Annotated in this window: 16 protein-coding genes and 1 tRNA gene; 7 read left to right on the forward strand and 10 right to left on the reverse strand. The window is 44.1% G+C overall.

From position 1 onward, the window contains the following. Nucleotides 1–186 precede the first annotated feature (186 nt). Nucleotides 187–825 carry a transaldolase family protein gene (locus QUA07_RS22405; protein ID WP_333329397.1) on the reverse strand — a complete coding sequence of 213 codons (639 nt, stop codon included), beginning with the start codon at nt 823–825 and terminating at the stop codon, nt 187–189. Between the two features lie 279 nt (nt 826–1,104). Between QUA07_RS22405 and QUA07_RS22410 the strand changes: the two genes are divergently transcribed. Beyond that, nucleotides 1,105–1,329, forward strand: a complete 225-nt coding sequence (locus tag QUA07_RS22410; protein ID WP_333085241.1) for a hypothetical protein — start codon at nt 1,105–1,107, stop codon at nt 1,327–1,329. A gap of 379 nt (nt 1,330–1,708) precedes the next feature. On the opposite strand, the gene QUA07_RS22415 is transcribed toward QUA07_RS22410, so the two are convergent. After that, on the reverse strand, nt 1,709–2,872 hold the full coding sequence (locus tag QUA07_RS22415; RefSeq protein ID WP_333329400.1) for a quinone-dependent dihydroorotate dehydrogenase: 1,164 nt from the start codon (nt 2,870–2,872) through the stop codon (nt 1,709–1,711). A gap of 230 nt (nt 2,873–3,102) precedes the next feature. Between QUA07_RS22415 and QUA07_RS22420 the strand changes: the two genes are divergently transcribed. After that, nucleotides 3,103–6,024 (forward strand): GAF domain-containing protein, encoded by a 2,922-nt coding sequence (locus tag QUA07_RS22420; protein ID WP_333329403.1) that lies wholly within the window; start codon nt 3,103–3,105, stop codon nt 6,022–6,024. 233 nt (nt 6,025–6,257) lie between these two features. On the opposite strand, the gene QUA07_RS22425 is transcribed toward QUA07_RS22420, so the two are convergent. Next, nucleotides 6,258–6,731, reverse strand: a complete 474-nt coding sequence (locus tag QUA07_RS22425; protein ID WP_333249384.1) for an ABA4-like family protein — start codon at nt 6,729–6,731, stop codon at nt 6,258–6,260. Nucleotides 6,732–6,909: 178 nt separating this feature from the next. On the opposite strand from QUA07_RS22425, the gene QUA07_RS22430 reads away from it, so the two are divergent. Then, complete coding sequence (locus QUA07_RS22430) at nt 6,910–7,920, forward strand: leucine-rich repeat domain-containing protein (RefSeq protein ID WP_333329406.1); 1,011 nt, start codon at nt 6,910–6,912, stop codon at nt 7,918–7,920. Nucleotides 7,921–8,392: 472 nt separating this feature from the next. Here the strand turns inward: QUA07_RS22430 and QUA07_RS22435 are convergent, their stop codons facing one another. Further along, a complete protein-coding gene (locus QUA07_RS22435) occupies nt 8,393–9,892 on the reverse strand; it encodes an NAD(P)/FAD-dependent oxidoreductase (RefSeq protein WP_333329409.1) in 1,500 nt (499 codons plus the stop codon). A 70-nt stretch (nt 9,893–9,962) separates the two neighbouring features. Between QUA07_RS22435 and QUA07_RS22440 the strand changes: the two genes are divergently transcribed. The 3 genes from QUA07_RS22440 (at nt 9,963) to QUA07_RS22450 (ending at nt 14,273) form a co-directional block, all read left to right on the forward strand. Beyond that, complete coding sequence (locus QUA07_RS22440) at nt 9,963–11,657, forward strand: hypothetical protein (RefSeq protein ID WP_333329412.1); 1,695 nt, start codon at nt 9,963–9,965, stop codon at nt 11,655–11,657. A 182-nt stretch (nt 11,658–11,839) separates the two neighbouring features. Next, nucleotides 11,840–12,835: a pentapeptide repeat-containing protein gene (locus QUA07_RS22445; RefSeq protein ID WP_333083760.1), complete on the forward strand. Its 996-nt coding sequence runs from the start codon at nt 11,840–11,842 to the stop codon at nt 12,833–12,835. A gap of 91 nt (nt 12,836–12,926) precedes the next feature. Then, entirely contained in the window at nt 12,927–14,273 is a 1,347-nt protein-coding gene (locus QUA07_RS22450) for a serine/threonine-protein kinase (protein ID WP_333329415.1), read from the forward strand. 277 nt (nt 14,274–14,550) lie between these two features. On the opposite strand, the gene QUA07_RS22455 is transcribed toward QUA07_RS22450, so the two are convergent. The 5 genes from QUA07_RS22455 to ndhL all read right to left on the reverse strand — a co-directional run bounded on the left by QUA07_RS22455 (nt 14,551) and on the right by ndhL (nt 21,239). Continuing rightward, a complete protein-coding gene (locus QUA07_RS22455; protein ID WP_333329433.1) occupies nt 14,551–16,962 on the reverse strand; it encodes an ATP-binding protein in 2,412 nt (803 codons plus the stop codon). A 1,512-nt stretch (nt 16,963–18,474) separates the two neighbouring features. Beyond that, the gene (locus tag QUA07_RS22460; RefSeq protein ID WP_333215591.1) at nt 18,475–19,110 is read right to left on the reverse strand and encodes a DUF6658 family protein; all 636 of its coding nucleotides are present in this window, start codon (nt 19,108–19,110) and stop codon (nt 18,475–18,477) included. A gap of 498 nt (nt 19,111–19,608) precedes the next feature. Next, nucleotides 19,609–20,406 carry a tryptophan synthase subunit alpha gene (gene trpA, locus QUA07_RS22465; protein WP_333329418.1) on the reverse strand — a complete coding sequence of 266 codons (798 nt, stop codon included), beginning with the start codon at nt 20,404–20,406 and terminating at the stop codon, nt 19,609–19,611. Between the two features lie 311 nt (nt 20,407–20,717). Beyond that, nucleotides 20,718–21,023 carry a DUF3007 family protein gene (locus tag QUA07_RS22470; protein ID WP_333104690.1) on the reverse strand — a complete coding sequence of 102 codons (306 nt, stop codon included), beginning with the start codon at nt 21,021–21,023 and terminating at the stop codon, nt 20,718–20,720. Further along, nucleotides 21,024–21,239: an NAD(P)H-quinone oxidoreductase subunit L gene (ndhL, locus tag QUA07_RS22475; protein ID WP_193972727.1), complete on the reverse strand. Its 216-nt coding sequence runs from the start codon at nt 21,237–21,239 to the stop codon at nt 21,024–21,026. Between the two features lie 198 nt (nt 21,240–21,437). Between ndhL and QUA07_RS22480 the strand changes: the two genes are divergently transcribed. Beyond that, nucleotides 21,438–21,522: transfer RNA gene (locus QUA07_RS22480), tRNA-Leu, on the forward strand. A gap of 284 nt (nt 21,523–21,806) precedes the next feature. On the opposite strand, the gene QUA07_RS22485 is transcribed toward QUA07_RS22480, so the two are convergent. Further along, a complete protein-coding gene (locus QUA07_RS22485) occupies nt 21,807–23,714 on the reverse strand; it encodes an ATP-binding protein (protein WP_333329421.1) in 1,908 nt (635 codons plus the stop codon). Between the last annotated feature and the right edge of the window lie 116 nt (nt 23,715–23,830).

Genomic DNA, 23,830 nt, shown 5'->3' on the forward strand with positions numbered 1-23,830 from the left:
CTGGCATCAGTAGTCATATCAATTTCGGTTGCATTAGAATGATTAAACCGCTCTTGACCCTCTCGACGCAGAGGAATAGAACAGAGGGATGAATAATTCCGATGGTACCGGATTTGACATTATTCAAAACCCCGATCAATTACCCATTACCAATTCGTAATTTTCAAGTTTCACATAAATTGCGTATTATCCAAAAATTCCTCGCCCGTTTTTCGCAAATTCATCCACAGTTTGCTGCGATAATTCATGAACTGCGATCGCCTGCAACACGTCAAAAGGCAATGTCAAATGATGTGCGCCAGCTAACAAAGTTTTTACCGCTTCTTCCGGCGATTTAATGCTAGCTGCCAAAATCTCAGTATTACTTCTCTGCAACACATTTGCCATATCCCGCACTAAGGCAAAACCGTCTCCTAACAATCTGGTGGCGCGATTCACGTAGGCGATCGCATATTTGGCCCCCGCTTCTGCTGAGACAACTGCTTGTGATGCGCTGTAAATAGCTGTCACCGCGCAAGGAATTTCCGGTGACAAATGCGCTACTGCTTGAAAACCAGCCGCCGTTGCTGGAACTTTCAACACTGTTTGCTGTCCAATTAATTCAAAAGCCGCTTTTCCTTCTGCTACCATGCCATCAAAATCAGATGCAGTTAGCTGATAATACACTTCCCCCGGAATAAGTTTTGCCAGTTGTGTGAGCGTCACATCGGGAGCTAAATCGCTTTTTCCCAGGAGGGTTGGATTAGTAGTAATTCCCGAAAGCCAGCCGAACTTGCTCGCCTCTTTTGCTTCGGCTACAATTGCAGTATCGAGATAAATTCCCATCAGCTCTACACCTTTCTTTTCTTAGTTTGTTCTGATTTTCCCGAGGCTTAGTTTCAATTTGATGTTACTGAGCGTCAAATTGATTGTTAGGTATTAACTGTAGCAGATTTGTGAAAACATCGCTAGTAAGTAAAAATAACAATTAAGTGATGGGTATCACGTCAGTTGCTGATTACGATCGCTATGTAAGAAAACTTCGATAGCCAAATGCCGGAAACAAACAATTTATATTTGTAGTATGGGTTATGTATGCAATAACTCAAGGAGGTGACTCATAAAATGAGAGAAAAAGAAAATCATCAGTCACAAGTCAGTCTTGAGGTATCTTGTGACAAAGGGGAGTTTAAAAAACCAGCAGCCACTCAAGACTTGTCAGAAAATGATAATTCTCAAACCGAGTCTCAAGCATTTGAAAATCACGGTGAAGATGGTTTGAAGGCTCTAGCACGCTTAATGATGGTGAGTCTAACTTGGTCGCTGGCAGGACTTTCTAAACCTAAGTAAATTTTTGGGCTATGGGTTATATCGTTTCCGGTTGGATGGGAATGATCAAGTCAAGGTTGCACAATTCCACATTCCCCCACTCCCCACAAACCACTCCCCATCATAAGGAGTGTTACCGGAATTGATATTATTGGTTATTGGTAATCAAGACTGGTATTCTGCCAGAGTGCCATGAATCTTTAAGTTTTAATATCCAATTCCTAATCTCTCGCCTGTGCTTTTTATAGTACAGGCTTGCCCTTTTCCCAATCGGGTGGGACTCCATGCCTCATCCCTGGGCTTCGCCCAATTCCCCATATCAAACTTTTATTTATATCAACCGTTTCGGCGGTTGCTATAAATCCGCCCCAAAGACACAATATTGTTGTGTCCGGATCTGCTACTTAATATTTTCCGAACCTACTGCCTCAGAAATCGAATTAAATCCTTTTTCTTCCAACTTTTGCAGTAAACCTTGGAGAATTCGACGCACCATCCAAGGCCCTTCGTAAACCCAACCGGTGTAAACTTGAATTAAACTCGCACCCGCGGCTATTTTTTCCCAAGCATCTTCGGCGGTGAAAATGCCGCCCACTCCAACTATCGGCAATTCGCCTTTTGTATATTGCCAGATAAATCGGATTACTTCTGTCGATCGCTCCCGCACTGGAAGCCCGCTAATTCCCCCAGCTTCTTCGGCGATTGGTTTGCCTGTTTCTCGCAATATTTGTGTTTTCAATCCGTCGCGGCGGATGGTGGTATTTGTGGCGATAATTCCTGCTAGTTGGTAGGTTTTTGCTAAGTCGAGGATTGAGACGATCGCCTCTGGTTCCAAATCCGGCGCAATCTTGACTAAAATTGGCTTGGTTCCCTGATTTTCTTGTTGCAAAATTTCCAAAATTGTGCTAAGCCCAGCAGCATCTTGGAGCGATCGCAACCCAGGCGTATTCGGAGAAGAAACGTTCACTACAAAATAGTCGCCCCAATCTTTCAGCAGCTTAAAACTCTCCAAATAGTCGGCTGCTGCCTGCTCTAACGGTGTTACCTTAGATTTACCGAGATTGATGCCCAAGGGGAACCGAGACTGAGGCATGGGGCGCTGGGCATCGAATTTTGACTGTTTCTGTGCTGCCTGAAACCGGGCTGCCATTGCCGCGGCTCCTTGATTGTTAAATCCCATGCGGTTGAGGGCTGCACTGTCCTCCGTCAAGCGAAACAAGCGAGGTTGAGGGTTTCCCGGCTGCGGCTGACAAGTGACAGTTCCAAGTTCGGCAAAGCCAAAGCCAAAATTTGCCCAAATGTCAGCAGCTACGCCGTTTTTATCAAATCCCGCAGCTAAGCCGACAGGATTGTTAAAGCTCAGTCCCCATAAAGATTGTTCGAGGCGAGAATCTTGGAATCCCAAAGATTTCTGCAATCGAGAGAGCATTTGGCTGGTTGCGGGGTTTGACTGGGTTCTGGCTGCGAGTTCGAGAACTTGGAGAGTGCGGTTGTGCAGCCACTCGGCATCGGTTTTCAATACGGAAAACAACAGCGGGCGTACAGTTGATTGATAAATATCCAATGATTTGTACTGGGGCAATTTACAAATTAGAAATGAGAAGGAAAATAAAAATATTCACGAGCAGACAGCGAAGGCGAAGTTTTTACTTCAACTTCGATCGACTTTATCCAATGTTTGAGATTGAAGGATAAGTGAGACGATTATATTATAAGTTGACTCTTTGGCATTTTATTTTTGTGAATATTTAAGTTAGTAATTTTAAATTAGACAAGGTGCGGGGAAGCTTGGAAATGGGGCAGCAGCAAAGACCAAAGGATTTAGACGAACAAATCGCGACCCTAGAGCGCGTTCTCCAGACTCTCCGAGAAGAGGAGAATGTTGAAGTGTTACTTTCGACCACACTCGGCTACTTGCAAGCGGAATTTGACTGGCGGTTGATTTGGATCGGGTTGTACGATCGACAGGCCCACAGATTGTTCGGGAAAGGCGGCATAACTCCTAACGGCGACCAGTCTTTTCTCAAACAGCGGTTTGCCCTCAGCCCAGGGGATTTGCTGGAACAAGTGGTGATTCAGCTTCGGCCGGTGGGAGTCCCGGATTTGCGATCGGAAAGTAGAGCCGGAGAATGGCGCAAAGCAGCTCAAACTTTCAATATTCAAGGCACGACTCTGTTTCCGCTGCGCTACAAAGACCGCTGCTACGGCGTGATTTTGCTCGGCACTGAGGTATGGGGAGCGTCGCCCAAGTCGGGGGAAAAAACGCAGTTGGCGATCGTATTTGGAGCGCTAGCAACTGCTCTTTACCAAATAGAAAAAGACTGGCAGCGACAACAAGTTAAACACCCAGATGAGTCTCTTTTAGCGCTGATTTCGCAGTTGGGGGAATTGCGATCGCTCGACCAATACTTGCAAGCGGTTGTCGAACAAACTCATGAATTTACTGAGCCGACACGCACCAATGTTTATTGGTTCGAGCGAGAGCGGCGCTATTTTTGGCGCCGAGTCAGCAACCGCGAAGTTGCTCCGGGTTTGGGCGGGCCCGGCCGAGCGGCTTCGGGCATCACCGTTCAAGACTTGGGCGAATTTTATCAGGCTTTGGGCAGGGAAGAAATGGTTTGGATCGGTGAATCTCAAAGTTCTCTGAAAACTGAGCTGACGGGGCGGTTGATGCAGCAAATCCGCGCTCGCTCTCTGTTGGCTGCGCCGATTGTTTCAGAAGGGGAATTGTTGGGATTTTTGGCAGTCGAAGCCAGCGAACCCCGGATTTGGCAAGACAATGAAAAGCATTATCTGCGGGGAGTGGCGCAGTTAGTGGCTCTGACGGCTCCTGTGTCGGAAATGGAGGATAAAATTCAACAAACTGAGATCGATCGAGATTTAACTGCTGGAATAGCTCACGCCATCTACAGCGATGCTGACTGGGAGGCGACTTTGAAACATACCGCCGAACAGTTGTGTGAGCGGCTCAAATGCGAATACTTTTTGTTGCTGCTGTACGGCGAAGAACAAAATCGCTTTGAAATTGTCTGCCAAAATCTGCCGCGCAACCGCAGGCCAGTGCCGTCGCCACTCAATGCCCTCGATGTGGCTGACGTGGGGCTGTTGCAAGAAAGCGAACCTCTGGCTATTGAAAATTGGGAGGAAGATGGGCGGTTGGGCGCTTGGCGGGATGTGTTGGGGGAAGCGGGGGTGCGATCGCTTTTGGCATCGAGTACGAGGGGGAAAAAGAAAGAGGGAGAAAACCCGAATCTAAAATCGAAAATCGCTAATCGAAAATCGATCGAGGGTTTGCTGGTTGTCGGGCACAGTGCAACTCGCACTTGGAGGCGATCTGAACAAGAATTAGTTCGGCTAGTAAGCCAACAACTCGGATTGATCCTGCACTCGTGGCAGCAGAGTTCGGCAATTGACAAATATCAGCAATTTGAGCGATCGCTCAAATCGGGTTTGGCGGTTTTGCACCATTCTCCTGATGAGCAATCTGAGCAAGAGATATTTGCTGCTTCACCGACGATGTTCCCAGAGTTGCCGCTACAAAAGCTCGATCGTAACTTTGCTCAACACGTTTCCGAGACACTTTCCTGTCCTTTAGTAGCCGTAATTACTTGGAATCCCGGTGAGGAGGAAGGTTCAATTGCGACGGCGCTAGCTGCCAATCCCGTATTTGCCCTCAATCCCGAGGCGGTGATTCCTGTCAAAACAGATGCTTTGATCCAACAAACCCTGGCTGCTAGCGGGGTGCTGCAACAGAGCACGAGCCAACTGCAACTGGCGACGAAGCGGTGGCTCCGCAGTCCGGGAATTGGCGAGATTCTGACGGTGGCACTGCGGACGGCCCCAGAACACGCTCCGGCGGGCATTGTGGTGGCTGCAGACGCTCCGGGCCGCCAGTGGTCGGAGTTGTCGGTGAGTTTACTCAGCTCGATGGCGTCTCAGTTGGCTTGGTGGCGCAGGTATTTGGCGGTGCAATCGATCCAGGAGTCGCAGCGATTGGATCTGGAGTTGCTCAACTGGTACAAACAGCGCCGTTTTGAGGACTTTTACCGCACTGTGGGAGCGGGGGTGAAGGAGTTGGGGGAGTTGAGTCAGTCGATTTTGCAGTCGGCGAAGGAACAAAAGGATGCTCTGAAAATTTTGCGCTACCAACAGGTTTTGCGACACATTGGCAATGCTGTGGGGTCAACTCATTTGCTGCTGAAACAGGAACAGTGGCGGCTGCAATTCGGACAAGATGCGGTGCCTGTGAGCGCTTGGCTGAGGCGATCGCTCGATCGAACGGCCCCCCTGGTGAAACAGTCTAAAGTCTTGCTGGAAGTGCACAGAGAAACTGCTGTGTCGATGCCTGCAGGTCAGACTTTGAGCGTTCGCGGGGACAGCATCAAGCTGGATTTGATCCTGTGCGAATTGCTGGCGACGGCTTGCAGGCGCTCTGCTGTTGGCGCCAAGATTGATATTCGCTCTCAGTTGTTGGGGGAAGATTTGTTAGAATTGTCTGTAATCGATAGCGGCGCGTGCGATCGACACTTCATTGCAGCCTTCAACGGGGATTCCGAACCCGATATATTAGCGGTTTCTAGTTCCAATAGGTCGATCGTCCAAAATCTCTTAATTTGTCAGCGAGCGGTACGCTTAATGGGGGGAAACTTTTCCATAGAAATGTTAGAAAACAATTTAATTGTCGCTCGTTTAGTGCTGCCCCTAGCCAATTCTTAATATTGCAAAATTTTGTAAAATTTCCAAGCTGCGATCGAGGATTATAGGGGCGGGTTTCACCAACAATAATTGCCTAAAACCCATAATCTCATAAACCCGCCCCACCCAACATTAAACAGCCATCTACCTCTTTCAAAATACAAGGAGCGGGTTTAGCTACGCTCTATATTGTTATTGATAACTTGCGCCCTTCTTAGGGACGAACGGGCACGAGCGGCCCGTTCCACAATACATCAATTTTCTTGTGTGGTGGGCATCTTGTCCGCCCCTGAAAGACTTTCAGAATTCGGGAAAAACCTTTGAGTAATCCAAGCAGTTACAATATGAGAAAGCAATCCCATCGGCCCAGCAAAAAAACACAAAGCCAAAGAATGAACCGTCCAAACTCCTGTCCGCTGTCCTTCCAAATAAATCCAGCGCCCGACAAACAAGTCCATCACTAAAAAATGTATCCATCCCGTAGCAGCCGCCGTTTCTTCCCCCAGAAACTTAGCAATATCTGCTAACTTAGGATTCGACAAAGCAGCCGCATTTTCCGCAGTCAGACTGCTACCAAACAAATATATGTACAAAACGGCTAGCACTGCAAACGGAATAAAGGAATTCATCACTTTTCGGGTAATTCCCCAGTTTGGTAATAAAATCATAATTGCCCAGAAAGGCACAACGAACAGATTACCGACATTAAAAATTAGTTCTGGTGTCATAGTTGGCTCTTGGCTCCTGCGAATGCAATGCAATTAAGGATGTTAAGATTACTTTACACAATTTTTGCGGAAATTTCTCAAAATCAGAAAAAAATCTCATTCACAAATGAAATAGAATTGCTATACTTATCTAAAATTTCAAATCTCGCATCTAAAATCGATTAAGACAGCACAGCCCATGACAAATTATAATAACTTTCCCGATTGGTGCAAGCAAAAAGAGAATCTCTCGCCCGACGCCAAACATACGGTAGAGATACTGTTGCAAATATCAGATTCTTCCGAGTGCGATCGAGCTAACGAACTGCTTTCTAATACAAAAGAAATTAACCTCAAAAATCTTCAAATTACCGATATTAGCCCCCTCTCATCTTTCACTCAAGTTACTAATCTCATCCTCGGCAGTAATCAAATATCTGACATCGCTCCCCTGCAATCTTTAACCAATCTAAAAACTCTGGTTATAGATGTCAATCAAATATCAGATATCAGCCCGCTTTCATCTCTAATAAATCTGACTATACTCGTTATCGATACCAATCAAATCTCAGACATCAGTCCCCTAGCCGATCTAACTAATCTTACCGCACTTGTCTTGTTTGACAACAAAATTTCTGACATCACTCCGGTGAAAAATTTAACTAACTTAAATGCGCTGATTCTCTACAACAATCAAATTTCCGATCTCGCCCCTCTGGAAAATTTAACGGAACTCCAGACACTCTACCTTTACAATAATAAAATATCGGATATTACCCCGCTTAGTTCTTTAAAAAATCTCACTACGCTGTTTCTCTTCGGAAATGAAATATCTGACCTGACTCCGCTGGAATCTCTAACTAACTTAAATAAATTAGTTTTATTCCAAAATAAAATATCAGATATTAGTCCTTTGACATCGCTCACTAATTTAATTGAACTTAACCTCGGTAACAATCAAATCTCAGACATCAGTCCACTGAAATCGTTAACTAATTTGACTGAACTTTATCTGTTCAACAATCCGATTTCGGATAGCAGCGCGCTACAAGCTTTAAATAATTTATTTTTACTAGACTTGTACAACAATCAAATCTCTGATATCAGTTCCCTGCAATCTTTGCAAAAGTTAACTACCCTGGACTTGCGCGGGAATCCCATTGTTAATAAAATTTGCCCTGTCAATCCTGAATCTATATGTCGGTTTTAATTAATTATTAAGGTCGAGGCAAGATGGCAGTTTATAGAGTATAATGTCAAAGGTCAATATCAGGAGAAAGTGATGAGCGGACACGATGCTTTGATGTTAGGATTGCTGCTGTTGCCAGGTTTGGCTTTGTCGATCGCAATTATGGGCGCTTTTGCCGCTGGTGGATAATCAGTTTTGGGAGCAGGCAGATTTTGTAAAAAGTAGTTTTTTCCTCGTTTTCCTCGTTCCCTGGCTCTGGCTGGGAACGCATTTCACTATTGCTCTGCCTCCTGTTTTTTGCAAGCGAGGCAGAGCCTCTGGATCTCGGTTCCCAGCCAGAGGCAGGGAACCAGTTAATTTCCCTTCTTCCTTCTTCCTTCTATCCTTTACATCCGTTACATCCGTTACATAATCCGTTGCCGAACTTCCTTCTTCCTTCTATCCGTTACATCCGTTACATCCGTTACATAATCCGTTGCCGAACTTCCTTCGCTTATAAAAATTGTGCTGTAACATCCGAATTTACCAAAGTATTCGCGCACAAAATACCCGATGCTGCGACGGCGGGGACGCCAATTCCGGGCATAGTGCTGTCTCCCACCCGATACAAGCCTTTGACTGGTGTTTGCGGGCCGGGAAATGTGCCTTTTCCGGCGGCGATTGCAGGCCCGTAAGTTCCTTGATATCGGCGTAAAAATCGGGCGTGGGTGAGCGGTGTGCCGATCGACTCTAAGACTATTCGCGATCGCAAATCCGGTATAATTCTTTCTAAAGCTTGAAACAGAGATTGCGATCGCTCTTGCTTTTTCTGGTGATACAATTCGCCATATTCCCAACCTTCGTAAGGTTCCAATGTATAAGCGTGAACGGCGTGATGTCCGGGGGGCGCGAGAGTTGCATCCCACACTGTAGGAATCGAAATCATGCAAGTATTTCCGGGTACTGTAATGTCAATCTTGCTGTCGTGAACGACGACGTGGTGGCCGGTCAAACCTTCGAGTCCTTCGGCTTTAATTCCTAAATGCAGGTGCATAAAACTGTCTACTGCGGGCATCGACAAAGCGCTTTTTCGGTAGCTTTCCGGCAAATCTTCAGGCCGCAGTAATTTTGTATAAGTATCCCAGATTGTGGCATTTGAAATGACAATTGGGGCGCGGATAACTTCGCCATTTTTCAAGCGAACTCCGGTGGTTTTGCCGGATTCAACTAATATTTGCTCGACGGCAGATCCCAGGCGCAATTTTCCTCCCCAGCGCTGCAAACCTCTGACTAAAGCATCGACGATCGCACCGCTGCCACCTACAGGATATTCGATCGCACAGCGCGATCGTTCGCCAATCATAAAAGCTATTTCCGGCGCGACAGTTCCGTGCGCTTTCAAACCCGACAGCAAAAAGCACTCCAAATCTATCAAACGTCGCACCCAAGGGTCACGCACGTCCCGATCCATCAAGGAACCGGCTGAACCCGCGATCGCACCTACTAGCGGCAACAGCTTCAGCAAAGCAGGCGAGTACCGAGACAGCAAAACAGGTATTAACTGCCAGTCGGATCTCAGCGCTAAAGCCGGAATTCCACGCAAAGCTTCATACAAAACTAATAAGTTTTGTTGAAATTGCTGTAATTCTACAGCACCTTGCGGTGCGAACTTAGCTACAGCATCTAAGTAACTTCTCGCATTAGCATAAATCGGTAAACTTCCCTCTGGAAAATGGTAATGCCCCAGCGGATCGTAGGAAATTGCTGCGATCGATTCCTCCAAAACATCAAAAACTTGCCGCAAAGGATTAAACGACTGCGGATCAGTCAAACCGCAATAAAAAGAAGGCCCCGAATCAAAGTGAAATCCTCGGCGCGAAAAGCTGTGAGCTGCCCCGCCCGCTATGATGTGGCTCTCGCAGACGAGCACCCGCTTGCCGTAGCGAGCTAGCATCGAGCCTGCGACTAAGCCCCCAATACCGCTGCCAATTACGATCGCATCAAAGTCTTGCATTTATCAAATGTGGTATAATTGTATTATTTCTTGCTGAGTGTTGACGGGGTATTTTTATGGGAGGAAAACTATGAAAGCTTTATCTATTTTAGATGAAGTTGTTCGCGAATTAGAACAAGATGTCAATATCTCGCGCATTAAAAAAATAATATTTTTTGCTTGTAAAGAGTTCTGGGAAAACGACCCCGCCCAACTCGCCAGCGCAGATGTAAGGATTTTAATTGAAGAACTGTGCGCCAAATACAGCAGGTTAGAAGATATTGAAGCTGTTTTAAATAGTATAGTCTCTAAGGTTAATAAAAAAACAGAGTATGCTTTAGTAGCAGACCTCATAGTCTGTCAACTTAGCAGGCTGTATGAATTTGAAGACTTCACCAAATTAGAAGTAAACATATCTAGTTTTGGCGGTCAGGAAGCTCCCGCATTTGAAGAGCACTTTAGTTCCGAAGTACCCAGCAGCGAAGAAAGTGCAAGAAACCCCGGCAAATTATTTGATGTCAGACAAAAAATTTTGCAGCAAACAAATCCGCTGAGGGCGAAAATCCTAATTTTTTCTACTCTTTATCACCAGTTTACTTTTAGCGATCGCGACTGGCTACTGCTGAAAACTCAAGAACTTGACACTCTGCTGCGACAACTGTTTAATGTCTGTGGTAGCCTAGCTGAACTGGAATCTCAGTTGTACAGAACTGCTAGCAATCTCGACAACAGAGATGAAAACGACCAAGCTGCGAGCGTAATCATCAAAGCGATGAATCCTTGTTACGCAAAAATGCAACAGGAAGAATCCTATGAAGCCGAATCTTCGGCTAGTGAAGATTACGATCAGACACATTTAAACAACAGTGTTTATGAAGAGAGCGAGCTGGTGGACAGGCGCACCGATTATTTTGATCCAGGCGAGATTACTCACATCCTTCAAGCTGCTCCACCTCACTATCATTATGACCCCCAGAAAAGTTACTTAGTCCCCGATACGGCAGAAAATCTACCGTTTAAAGAACCCGAAACCAGCAATAATAATTATGCTACCGAGTTCAGACAGGAAATCGTAGAAACATTCCCAGTTGCAGAAATGCCGACTATTATCGAAATTTTAGAACCTGCTGATCCTGTTATTATAAATATTAGCGATTCCATCAAACGAAAATTGGAATTGGAAGAAGAAATGACAGAATTAGTCAGTCAAAGTGCTAACTCCGCAACGGCGCAAATAGAAAATATATTCACCCAGTTAGAAGCTGCTTTGAACGGAAAATTTTCTACGGGAAGTGCTGAGGAGCGTTTGTACTGGAAATATAAAAATCTCAGAGAGTATGTAGGCAAAGTTCAGAAGTTTACCGATAAATTGCTGGAAATTTTGATTGAACTGGAGTCAAAAGAAAGCGGAAAATATCCTTCTGAAGTCCCAGAAAACATGGCAGACAATATTTCCGACATACCGCCGGAAAACTCTAACCATAAAGCAAATCAGTATCAGCTTCTGGAAATGGCAAAGCAAGGCAAACCAAAGGCGATCGCCCAATTGATTAATCAATTGCTACAGCCTAAAGGAATTGCTGCTACAGCGGGATTTAAAGATGGTTGGCTCCATGTAATTCTGGAGTCTGCTGAAGTACCAAACCAACAGGCTACAGCTACATACATTCACAAAAAACTCTGTACTTTAAAATCAAAATATCTTACTCATGTGAAAATTCACGGGCGACAGTTAGGCAGCAAAACAGTTTTTTGGACTCAAGAATTTGTCAATCAAACTCATTAAATGCCATACTCAAGTCTTGGGTAACACAAACTAAGTCCGCCTGGGTCAACTGAAATTCAAGAAATTTTATCAAATTTCTCAGACTCAAGTCTGGCGCTACAAAAATTAAGTCCGCCTGCGCGAACAGAAACTTAAGCAGTCTAGAAATAGCAGATTGTACCTAATTCACAACAAAAACAAATATGAATGCCAGCGAAATTTTAAGGCGATATACATCAGGAGAACTAGATTTTCAAGGTATGAATCTCAGAGGGATATACCTGAGTGGTGCCGATTTAATTGGCGTCAATTTAAGCAGTGCTGACCTCTGGGGTGCAAACTTAGCGATGTCGTACCTGAGCAGAATTAACCTTCAGCGCGCAAATTTAACTAATGCAAAGTTGTGCGGTGCTAACTTAAATCAGGCAAACTTGAGCGGAGCCAATTTGTCCGATGCAGACTTCCACGGAGCGACTTTGCAAGGTGCAGATTTTCGCAGAGCCAATATCTCTTTGGCAGTTTTTATCGATGCAAATTTGAGCGATGCAGATATGCGAGGTGTCAATTTGCAAGGTGCTGATTTGCGCGGTGCGTGCTTGCGGGGTGCAAATTTGCGGAAGGAGCCGCGGATTTTTGAGGGTGCAAATTTGCGGGGTGCAAATTTGCAAGGTGCAGATTTGCGGGGCGTCAATTTGCAAGGTGCAGATTTGACTAAAGCTAATCTCAGTCACGCGAATTTGACAGAAGCATCTCTGGGGGAAGCAAATCTGACTCAGGCAAATTTGAGCGAAGCTATTTTAGATGGCGTATTTTTGACTGAAGCAACTTTGGTAGAAACAAATTTTTCCTGGGCTGTAATGGCAAATGCTAAGTTGGAAAGAGCTGTGTTAATTGATGCTGAATTGGCTGGCGCTAACTTGCGGGGTGCATTTATGACTGATGTTAAGTTGAGCAATGCTAATTTAATCATGGCTGACTTGAGTCGAGCTAATTTGGTGCGGGCTGATTTGAGTCGAGCTAATTTTAATCAGGCAAATTTGAGTGAAGCTAATCTGACTGATGCTTATCTGGCTAGAACCGATTTGCGGGAGGCAATTTTGCACCGCACAACTTTGATTAGGGCAGATTTGAGCACGGCTAATTTATCAGGTGCTCAGTGGCGCGGTACAATTATGCCGAATGGAGAAATGCACGGGTAATTACTTCGACTAGCAATTTAACGCTCTCGGCAAAATAGTTAATTTAATAGTGAAGAAGATTTCCTGTAAGTAAAAAAAATAGGACAAGGCTGTGTTAAATCCAGGAACAATTTTACAAGAACGTTATCAATTGCAACAGCGTTTAGGACGCACAGCGGCCGGTCATCAAACTTGGCTAGCAGTAGATTTAGAGTCTCAAGAACAGGTGACACTGAAAATGTTAGCTTTTAGCCCGGAAATGCACTGGGAAGAACTCAAGCTTTTTGAAAGAGAAGCACAAGTTTTGCAGGCCCTAAATCATCCCCGCATTCCTTGCTATCGAGATTATTTTTCCCTGGAGCGGGAAGCCGGAGAAGGATTGCCTTGGTTTGGGTTAGTGCAAGATTATATTCCGGGATTTTCACTTCAGGAATTGTTAGAAAAAGGCAAGAAATTTTCAGAAAAACAAGTACGAAAAATTGCCACTGAATTGCTGGAAATTTTAATTTATTTGCATGAATTAAGCCCCCCAGTTTTGCACCGAGATATTAAGCCGAGTAATTTAATTTTGGGGGAAGATCAGCACGTTTATCTAGTAGATTTTGGTGCGGTACAAGCTCAAGCGGCGGTGACAGGTGTAACGTTTACAGTGGTAGGAACGAGTGGCTATGCACCCTTAGAACAGTTTTGGGGGCGGGCGGTGGCGGCTTCGGATTTGTATGCTTTGGGAGCTACTTTAATTCATTTGTTAACGGGGATGACTCCTGCGGATTTGCCACAGAAAGATTCTCGGATTCAGTTTAGCGATCGCGTGAGTGTGAATCCCACTTTGGTAAGCTGGATTGAGAAGATGACGGAAATCGCCTTAGAAAAGCGTTTCAGCAAGGCTAGAGACGCTTTAGCAGCTTTGAAATCGGGAAACATACAAGGGGCTAATCTTCAAATTCCGACTGTTTGGAAAATTGCTAAACCGCCTCACAGTCGCATTCAAGTTAGCAAATCAGCAACCGAGTTAAACATTAAAATTCCGTCTACTTTAGTCAGAAAGCCTTTTTTCTGTGCTTGTTTAATAGGAATATTAATTCTACTGTTATTGAGGCCGATCACCTTAGTATTGGGCGAACCAAATTTCTATACGGGATTAGGATTGTTTACGATTCTAGCAAGTACAAGTATCTTACTTAAGATTGTGGGCAATGGTAATAAAATTACATTTAACCGGAACTCCTTTAAACTGGAACATCAGATATTTGGTTGGAGTTATTTAGGACAAAGGGGGGAACTTTCTGAGATTTTGGGTGCTTTTATATACAATACTTCTTTTTTTGGGGGTAATCAAATCAGAATTCGTTCAGGCAACTATACAGGAACTTACTTTTATGTCTTAGGGAACCATTTGAAAGAGGTTGAGGCGGCTTGGTTAGCGCAAGAAATTCAAGATTGGTTAAATTTAAGATAAATTTTTGTAGGGCGAAGCCTTGGTGATTAATTTTTTTGTATAATAGACATCTCCCAACTAAAAATGGGTGACGCACTCACTTATAGGGGGTCTAAAATACAGCAGATTTCAGGTTCATTAAGTACAGTAGCAACAGCTTGTAAACCACAGACTGCTTGATCAAAAAAATGATGCTACTTTAAAAGAGTTATGCCAAGGCTTTCAAAAAAATACCCCAATCAAAGTCAGTATATCTTATTACGCGATCGCCCAAAAAACATTGAATTTTAATTCAAATTTATCCCTTCACAGGCAAAACGATCGCAAACTCAGTGCCAACTCCAGGCTCGCCATTCACTTCGATGCTTCCGCCATGTTTCTCTACCGCAATCTGGTGGACAATTGCCAACCCCAATCCAGTTCCTTTGCCGACACCTTTCGTCGTGAACAAATGGTCGAATATCTGCTGTTTAACTTCCTCTTTTATCCCGGTGCCGTTATCAGCAATTTGAATTTTAATGTACCCTTCGCCGACTATATCCGTGCAAATCGTGATGCGGTTGGGATTGGCGGTAATTTCGCTAAAACTGCGTCCTATATTTGACTCTTCTAAGGCATCGATCGCATTGGCAAGCAGGTTCATGAAAACTTGATTCAATTGACCGGGAAAACATTCGATTTTAGGGAGATTTCCGTATGTAGTTATCACTTCGATCTGCGGGCGGTGTTCGTTTGCTTTGAGGCGGTGTTTCAAAATTAAAATAGCGCTATCAATGCCTTCGTGAATATTAAAAGGAACTTTGTAGTCTTTGTCGCCTCTGGAGAAGGTACGCAAACTGTTGCTGATGCTGCAAATGCGTTCGCATCCGAGTTGCATTGAATCAATCATCTTCGGTAAATCTTCCAAAAGATAATCGAGGTCTATCTCTTCGGCGTGGTCGGCTATTTCCGATGGCGAGGCAGCGGAGCGATACAATTCTAAGTGTGCGATCACATCTTCCAAACTCCTTTTACCTTCGCTTAAATTGCCAGAAATAAACCCAATCGGATTGTTAATTTCGTGGGCGACTCCGGCGACCAAATTACCCAATGCCGACATTTTCTCGCTTTGCACGATTTGCAGTTGTGCTTGTTGTAAATTTTTTAAAGTTCGTTCTAGCTGTTGATTTTGCTCTTGCAAAAGTTCGGCTGCTCGCTTGCGCTCAGTTGCATCAACACCCAAACCAATAATCCCGATTGTCTCGCCCTGGGAATTTTTTAACTGCACTTTCGTGATTTCTAAATCGTGTATTTTGCCGTCAACAAGTCTGAGAATTTCGCTGGAGTAATGCGGCAACTCTTGAGCAAGGCAGGCCGCATCGGAAGCCAGACAGCCCGCTGCATTCTCCCCCAGTAGATCTTTATAATGATCGACAGCTAGGAAATCGCTCAGAGGCACGCCTACATCTTCACAAAATGTCTTGTTGAAAAACTGTACTTTACCACTGGGATTAACCATCCAAATCCAAATCGGAGCCACATCAAGAATTGCTTGCAGCATTTGTTTCTGATCGGCAAGCTGAGCTTCGGTTCGGCTAATTGTTACTAGCGATCGCTCTAATTGTTGGTTGTAATCCTGATATTTTTTATAGAGAAGAGCATTTTGCAAACAGATGGCTGCCTGGGAAGACAGAAGATTGAGAAGTTGCAGGCGATCGCGAGTAAAAACTCTTGCGGTTAAGCGATTTTCCAGATACAAAATGCCGACTAAGCTGCCTTGATCGACAATCGGCCAACACAACAGGCTCTGCGGTTGGTATTTGAGGATGTAGGAGTCGGAATCCCAATCACGTTGTTGAGCGAGATCCCGAACAATCACAGGTTTCAATAAATTTTTAACGCAGTCAACAATTTTAAGGGGCAAGATATCGCTGTTTTCATCGAGTTTTGCAGATGATAAGTCGATCGCCCACTCGACTCCCGAATTGTCGAGCGTGCTGGTAGCCGCGATTTCCCATTGATTGCCGTTTGGTAAAATCAGCGCTCCTTTGTCAGCTCCTGTATTTTTCATCGCCAGTTGCATCAGTTTGGCAATCAGTCGATCGAGTTCTCTTTCACTAGAGAGCGCTTGACAAGCTTTTAGCAGTGTTGAAAAATTCCCGAAATCTGAGACACTCGCCGAAACAGACGGATGAATGGATGGATGAATGGATGGATGAAGCGATGGATTTTGCCCCGCAGGTGTTGGAAAATTTGCTAAGGGATTTGCAGGGAGTTTGGCGGGTTCTAAAATCGGCTTTAATAATTGAGGATAACGTTTTTCTAAGTCGTCTATTTTTGCTCTATCTCCCCAGCGGACATAGCAATCATAGGCATCTATCATGTAGAGTCTGGCAATTTTTTCCCTTCCTAATGACAGGTAAAATTTAGCAGCGAGTTCGCAGGCAAGAGCTTCTTCATTGACATATTCGTTAGCTTTAGCTCCGGTAATAGCTCGATCATACAGTTCCATTGCTTCTGCTATCTGTCCCAAAACGCCCAGCAATTCTGCCTCAAGCAGATCGAACTTGTGTTGGTAATTTATCGGCGTATGATGCGCGAATTCTTTGAGTTTTTTCTGACTAGCCCCAACGCGCTTCAGGATTTGTTGGCGCTCCGCCGGTGCGGCATCTGCATAGATTGCCAAATGTGCCAGTGCATCATAAAAGTCGTGCATCATCGTTACTAGCATCAAAACACAATTCCCAAGATAAGGTTTGCCTCCATTTCGCCTGTCGATTGGCTGCGGATTACGGCTCGAATATATCCCGAATCCGTGGCCTCTGTTTGCTAAAATTTATACACCTCAATCTAGCAGGTAACAGGTAAAATTAATTGAAAGATTGGAATGTTTAATGTATTTGTAAATAATCGGTCTGCGTTCGAGTTCGTCGAGAATGTCTGTTCGGGTGAGGACTATTTCTACCGATGCAATTAACGGTCGCTAATGCAACTTTTTGGGATTGTGGCAGCACCGCCTCCCGCAAATCCTCCGCCACAATGACGTAGGTTTGATAATTTTAGCTGCCAATTGTTGGTCTTTCTCACGCATGAACCGATCGATAGCCTATCGAGAATCTGTGTACGATTGCGCGATTGAGCGATCGAGCGATACCCCGGTATTACGCTAGTCAAATATACTGCATTTATTATTGTGTCCATATTGGCTGACCTCAACCCAGACATTAACTTGACAAAACTTAGTGTATCTATCTTAGGGCATAAACAGCATAATTTTCGAGCTGTCGATCAAAAAATCAAATTATCTATTAAAGAACAATATTTTATACTTGGGCGATCGCGATTAAAGCTTTTTACTTACGTATAAGTTTCTACTGTTAATCTCAAATGCGATTCAATGAACGCGAAATACCGTATAAACACTGCCTCATCATGTCTTCAAACATACAATTGCTAATTAATTAAATTTAATATAGCTCGCACGCCAAAATTTCCGCAAAGCAGATCAAAAAGTTATTACCTTAAAAAGTCCAAATACAATCTATAGAAATTATAAAGAATCCGTCGTGAAAGCAGTGGCCCTCCAGTCCCCCCTAGAAAAGGACAGGGCCGTTGGATTGTGGTGAAACCCCCCTGCACTCTACTTCCGGCCTCATAGCCCTCCCTGCGGTTAAAACCCAATCAAATATTAATAGGCAGTAGTCTTCACATGACCGAAAGCACTCAGGATACAAGCCCCCGGATTCATCCGTGGAATCAATGCTTCAATCTAAAATCTATCCCTCTTTTGTCACTCTGAAAAATTAAAAATGAGAACCCAATTTTCAACTGTAGATATATTAAGGATTTGAGCATTTATTTTCTAACAGAATGGCTGAAATCAAGGTTTTTGGTAAAAGTCTGACGCTCTAAGCGTTACTAATTATTTTTTGCCGAAAGTGACAAAAGAGGGCTATAGCGTTTCTCAGTCAAATGAGGTACATTTTTAGAGCTAAAATCCTTAATGGATAAGGATTGGTTGTACCTGATCAGCTAAGGAAACGCTATAAAATCTAAAATCTAAAATCGATTGACTTTACCTACATTCCGACAGGGGTTAAAACCCCTGTCGGAATGTAGCTTCCCGAAAAGGAAACAGCGTTATTTGAGATTAGTCGTCTGTGGCTCTTTCGGCCGCTCGTTGAGTTCAGTCAATATCTCCATTCACTTTCTAGCAAATATTGTCTGAGGCATCTTGAGCCTTCTATCTTGCATCTCGTGCTGCATCATTGATATTTTCTTGGCCGCCGGCGGTATTATATCTCAGAGACTCAGTACCTTCTGATACTCTTTCTTTTGCTCCCTCGGTGGCTTCTTTAACAATATCTTTTGCTCCCTTCAAGCCTTCGCGAGTGTTTTCTTTAAGATTAGCAAAGCCTTGTTTGGTTTTGTCGCCAAAGTCATCAGCTTTGCGCTGGGCGGTGCGAGCATCGTCCTTGACCTTTTGGCCAATTTGGTCGAGTTTTTCAGGCGCATCATCCGCTACCCGCCGCACATTTTCACCGACATTGTTGCTAGATTTCGTGTCAATGCGGTGCTGCGCTTGCTCTTTGAGAAGCTGAGCTTTTGCTTCTGTTGTTGTCACCTTTTTGTTTCTAGGATCGACATCGCTGTAATCGTTCATGCCGCCTTTGAATTCGGACGTTACAGCCCCGGTCGGCACTTCTTCTCTAATTTGGTCGGCAGTTTTTCCTTTTCCTGTCATCACATCAGTTTTTCCTGCCATAATATCAGGGGCGCTGCTGCAAGCCGTACTCACAAATACTAAAATGCCAGCCAGAAAAACTGTTAAAATTTGTACAGCTCGAATTTTTTTCAGAAATGCAGTTAGTCTCTTCATAAAAATGCTCCTTTCTATTGTGAGATGTTCAAATGCCTTGTGGCTTTGTCGATGTCTAGCCTTACCAAATTAGGTACTTAAACACTTTTTTAAGTATAGGAATAGAAACCGTAGTTTTTCATCTATCCCAAGTTACATTCCTTAAGTTATAGTAGAAGGAAGAAGGAAGAAATAAGAAGGCTCTTCGGCTTGGCGACCGGATAGAAATCAGCAATCAGGAAGAAGGAATGAATAATCCTCAATCTTCTACCAATTATTAAAAGTCGCAGCACCCTGGGCCGGACAAAGCAATGCCGTTTCCATACATAGCTGTTTTGATCTCCAGACGCGCACTATGTTGAAATGTTGTGCGTGTTCGTCCCAAAAAAAACCTTCTAGTCAGGAACTAGAAGGAATGTGGTGTATTATCTCAAGTACAACAAGGTCTTTAATCGCAATTGTGATGGCACATCCCGATCGCACACATCTGTCTAATGGCTGAAAGTATCTGTACAGTTGCTAAGGATTTTGAATCGCTGTTTTTAGACTTTTGCAGAATTCGCCGATCGCCTCTAAGCCCTGTTCGGGAGTACCTTCTGCCAAGCGTTTGACAAAAGCACTGCCAACAATCGCAGCATCTGCACCCCATTCTTTCACTTGGCGAGCGTGTTCGGGTTGCGATATACCAAACCCGACGCCGATGGGTTTGTCGGTGACGGCGCGAAGTTCTTGCAGCAACTCTTTTGCTCTCGTTTCTAAGCCTTCGCGTACTCCCGTCACCCCCGTCACACTGACTAAGTAAATAAATCCTTGAGACTGACGAGCGATCGCTTCTATACGACTTTTGGGACTTGTCGGAGCAACTAATAATGTTAGTTCAATCCCTAATTTGTTGGCAGGTTGGATGAGACTGTCTGCTTCTTCTAAGGGCAAGTCTGGTACAACCAATCCCTGAACTCCAGCACTTTTGATTTGCTGCAAGAAGGTTTCTATACCTCGGTACAAAATCGGGTTGTAGTATGTGAAGAGAATGATGGGCGATCGCAAATTTGGACTAACTTTCGCTACCATTTCCAGCACCGCATCTAACCGCGTTCCCCGCTGTAGAGCCCTTGTAGCAGCGGCTTGAATCACCGGCCCGTCAGCTAGCGGGTCAGAATAGGGAACGCCAAGCTCGATCACGTCTGCACCGTTATCATCCAAAATTTGCAGTGCTTTAGCCGTTGTCTCCAAGTCTGGGTCGCCAGCAGTAATAAAAGGAATCAATGCACATTGGTGGTTCTTGCGTAACGTTTCAAAACAATTAGAAATAGTCATTAGTTATTAGTCATCAGTCATTGGTTGTTGGCAGTTGGTTGTTGGCAGTTGGTTGTTGGCAGTTGGTTGTTGGCAGTTGGCAGTTGGTTGTTGGCAGTTGGTATTAGCTAATAACAACTAATATCATGTCCGATCGATTAACCATAATATCCCGGTCGGGGCTGGTTTTTGAGATTGTAAATTATTGGCGGTATTGTTGGTGAACCCGCCCTACAAAAATCGCGATCGCTCGACCGGACATGATATAACCACTAACCACTGACAACTAACAGCTAACCACTGACAACTGACAACTGACCACTAACCACTGACTAATTATCTTTTTCCTGCTCAATTTCGGCTTGAAGTTTGGCTAATTCTTCAGGAGTGAGTGCATCTAGCTGCTTCTGCAAGACAGCTTCTTTGTAGTCTTGCAATTGCTGGCTGTAGGTCATATTTTGAGTCAGTGCTCGAAATAAATAAGTCACCAGCCAGCCAATCAAGCCGGCGACCAAAAATAACTGACTCCAAATCCCTGCATTCATACTGTCGAGTCCGGCAAATTGCAGTAGCAAGTAGACAAACCCACCTGCTACAAAAAAGCCGACACTGATTCCAATTACGTCAATACGTCGCATTTAGGCTTCTATCTGCCGCCGTTTGGGCCGAAAATTCAAAAATGGAGCTAGGAGAAACATACCTGGGAAGAAGAAGAACATCAAGAAGTACATGAAGCCGCGCTCAAAAGAGGTAGCGACGTACCAGCGGCTGTTCAGGTAAGCGTAGGTGGCCGCGGGTACTACCAGGAGGTAGGCTCCTGCCAAGACGGCGTAAAGCAGTAAGGTAATATACATAGATTTGCTTTAGGGGATTAATAACACGGGTAAGTCAGTTGACACGCTCCGTTAGCTGGTTAACTATTGTACCGCTTGGGGAGATCCAGCGCGACTTTTGAGAATTTTTTGATTAGGGGTTGCGTAAATTGGGGTTTTGCCTGTAGAATAAAAGGCTGTTGCTGTTAGTGGCTCAAAACCACAGCAGTTAGACCAAAGGGGGGCGTGGCGGAATGGTAGACGCTACGGACTTAAAATCCGTTGACCCGAAACGGTCGTGTGGGTTCAAGTCCCTCCGCCCCCATCCATTTCCATCATTTGTGATTCAACGGTTTCAGATTTCTTGTCACCAAGATTTCTGTTTGCCGCTCAATTTTCGCGCTAATGGTTTTTTACTAAGTCCAAAAGGGCCTCTATATCTGCCTGCCAAGTTCGCCCCGGATTTTTTACGTCCGGTCTTCAACTCGTTGAGCAAATCGGCTGGTTTGGGAAATTGGGCGGCTGTGGGAGCTGAGTTTCAATAGTCGAATAACAAATTATGTGCCGTCGTTAACACATTAATGTTCTCAAAATAGACAATATCTAGCTTCAAGTTTGAGATGAGACGGGGAGTGCGATCGCAAACTCTGCTCCCCCTCCCAAAGATGAAATTATCTCTATTTTCCCCCGATGTTTTTCCACAATCTGGTAGCAAATTGCGAGTCCGATACCAGTGCCTTTTCCTGGTTCTTTAGTTGTAAAAAATGGGTCAAATAGCTTACTGTGGATGGCGGATGGAATGCCAGGGCCGTTATCGCAAATTCGCACCAGAATTTGGCTACTATCCAACTTTTGCGTCTGAATTAAAATCTGAGGATTTTTCCCTTTTTTAGAGTCCTGGGATGACCCTTCTAGTGCATCTATCGCATTGGCTATAATATTCATAAATACTTGATTTAGCTGCGCTGGATAACACTCTACTTCTGGCAAGTGTCCATAGTTTTTGACAACTTCAATTCCCTGCTTGAGCCGACTGTTCAAAATCAATAGTGTATTGTCAATACCTTCATGGATATCAACTAATTTCATTTGAGCTTCATCTAAGCGAGAGAAGTTTCGCAAAGACAAAACTATTTGCCGGATGCGTTCTGAACCTATTTTCATAGATTCAAGCAGTTTTAGTAAATCTTCTGTGATAAAGTCTAGTTCTATTTCTGCGATTTCTTCTGCGATCGCCTCTGTGGGTTGCGGGTATTCCTGCTGATAGAGACGAAGTAAATGCAGCAAGTTTATAACATACTCGTTGGCGTATTCTAGGTTGCCGTGAATAAAGTTAATAGGGTTGTTTATTTCATGGGCGACGCCTGCCACCATCTGCCCTAAACTGGACATTTTTTCGGTTTGAATTAACTGGGTTTGGGTGTGTTTAAGTTGGTGAAGCGCTGCTGTAAGCTCTTCTGTTCTTTCTTCTACTCGCTCTTCCAAAGTTTGGCGACCCAGCTCTAATTCATCAGTGTATTCTGCTACCCATTGAACTAATTGATTGATGGATTTTGCTAAGGTTCCTACTTCATCTTCTGTGGTGACAGGTGCTTGCAAATCAAAATTTGCTTGTTGAGTAATAGTTTTAGCAACGCTGGTTACAGCTTGGATAGGGATGGCGATCGCGCGGCTGGTACAGATGGCTAGAAAAGTAGCGATCACAACTGACACTAACATACTCATTACGATGATTTGCACTCGCAATTTCTCAGCTATCTTAAAATTAATGTAGGCTTGTCTTTGCTGTGCCTTAGCTACTTCTGTCATCAAGCTTAAACTCTCTGACAGTCGCTCAAACTTAACATCGAGCTTAACTGCTCTATCCCCTCTGATTAAATCCAATACCTGCTGCTGTGCCTCTTTAACTTCTTCTGGTTTTAGCGAGGAGGAAGCTATTTCTTGCCAAAAAAATGTGAGCAATTGAGAATACGAATCTGTCGCAGTTGTGTAACCATCTAACAATTTCTTTAATTCAGCATAATTTACTGCTAATTCTGTGGAATGTTTTTCACTAAAAGTGTCTATTTCTGCAATAAGTTTTTTAACGACCTTAACATCTTTCGAGAACTTAGCAGTTTCATATTCAAACCAGATTGAATCTCCCAAGATAGATATTAGTCGTTTGGGATGTGACTGCACTACCTGCACGGAATATTCTAAATCCCTGAGCAAATCCTGTTGCTGGTCGGCGAAAGTTAGAGCTTGGAAAGCTTGGTCTTGGTAATAGTCTCCACAGATCATTCCCCCTGTGGCTCCTAGTACGGCTATTCCAATTGCTAGTGAGTAGCCATAATTAATTTTTTTGGCAATGCTTAACCGAGAAATGAAGCGGTTAATTGCAGTCAAGGGAGTTTTTTTGAGAGGATTTTTGAGGTCGCGAGATCCTTCAGTGACAGCAATATTATTTTTTCGTCTATTTAGGATAATGTTTTTGAACCTCACAGCCCTATTCTCTCCCTGTTCAAACTTGTGCATACTGGCAACCTGAGCTAAATTTTAACAACTTTATTAGTAAATAGACCTCTTGCAAAAAAGATTTATGTTATAATTAGAGGTTTTAAATTTAATCCCCTAGAGCTAACTCATAATTG

Source organism: Microcoleus sp. T3_A4 (assembly GCF_036700465.1).
In the GTDB taxonomy this organism is placed as follows: Bacteria; Cyanobacteriota; Cyanobacteriia; order Cyanobacteriales; family Microcoleaceae; genus Microcoleus.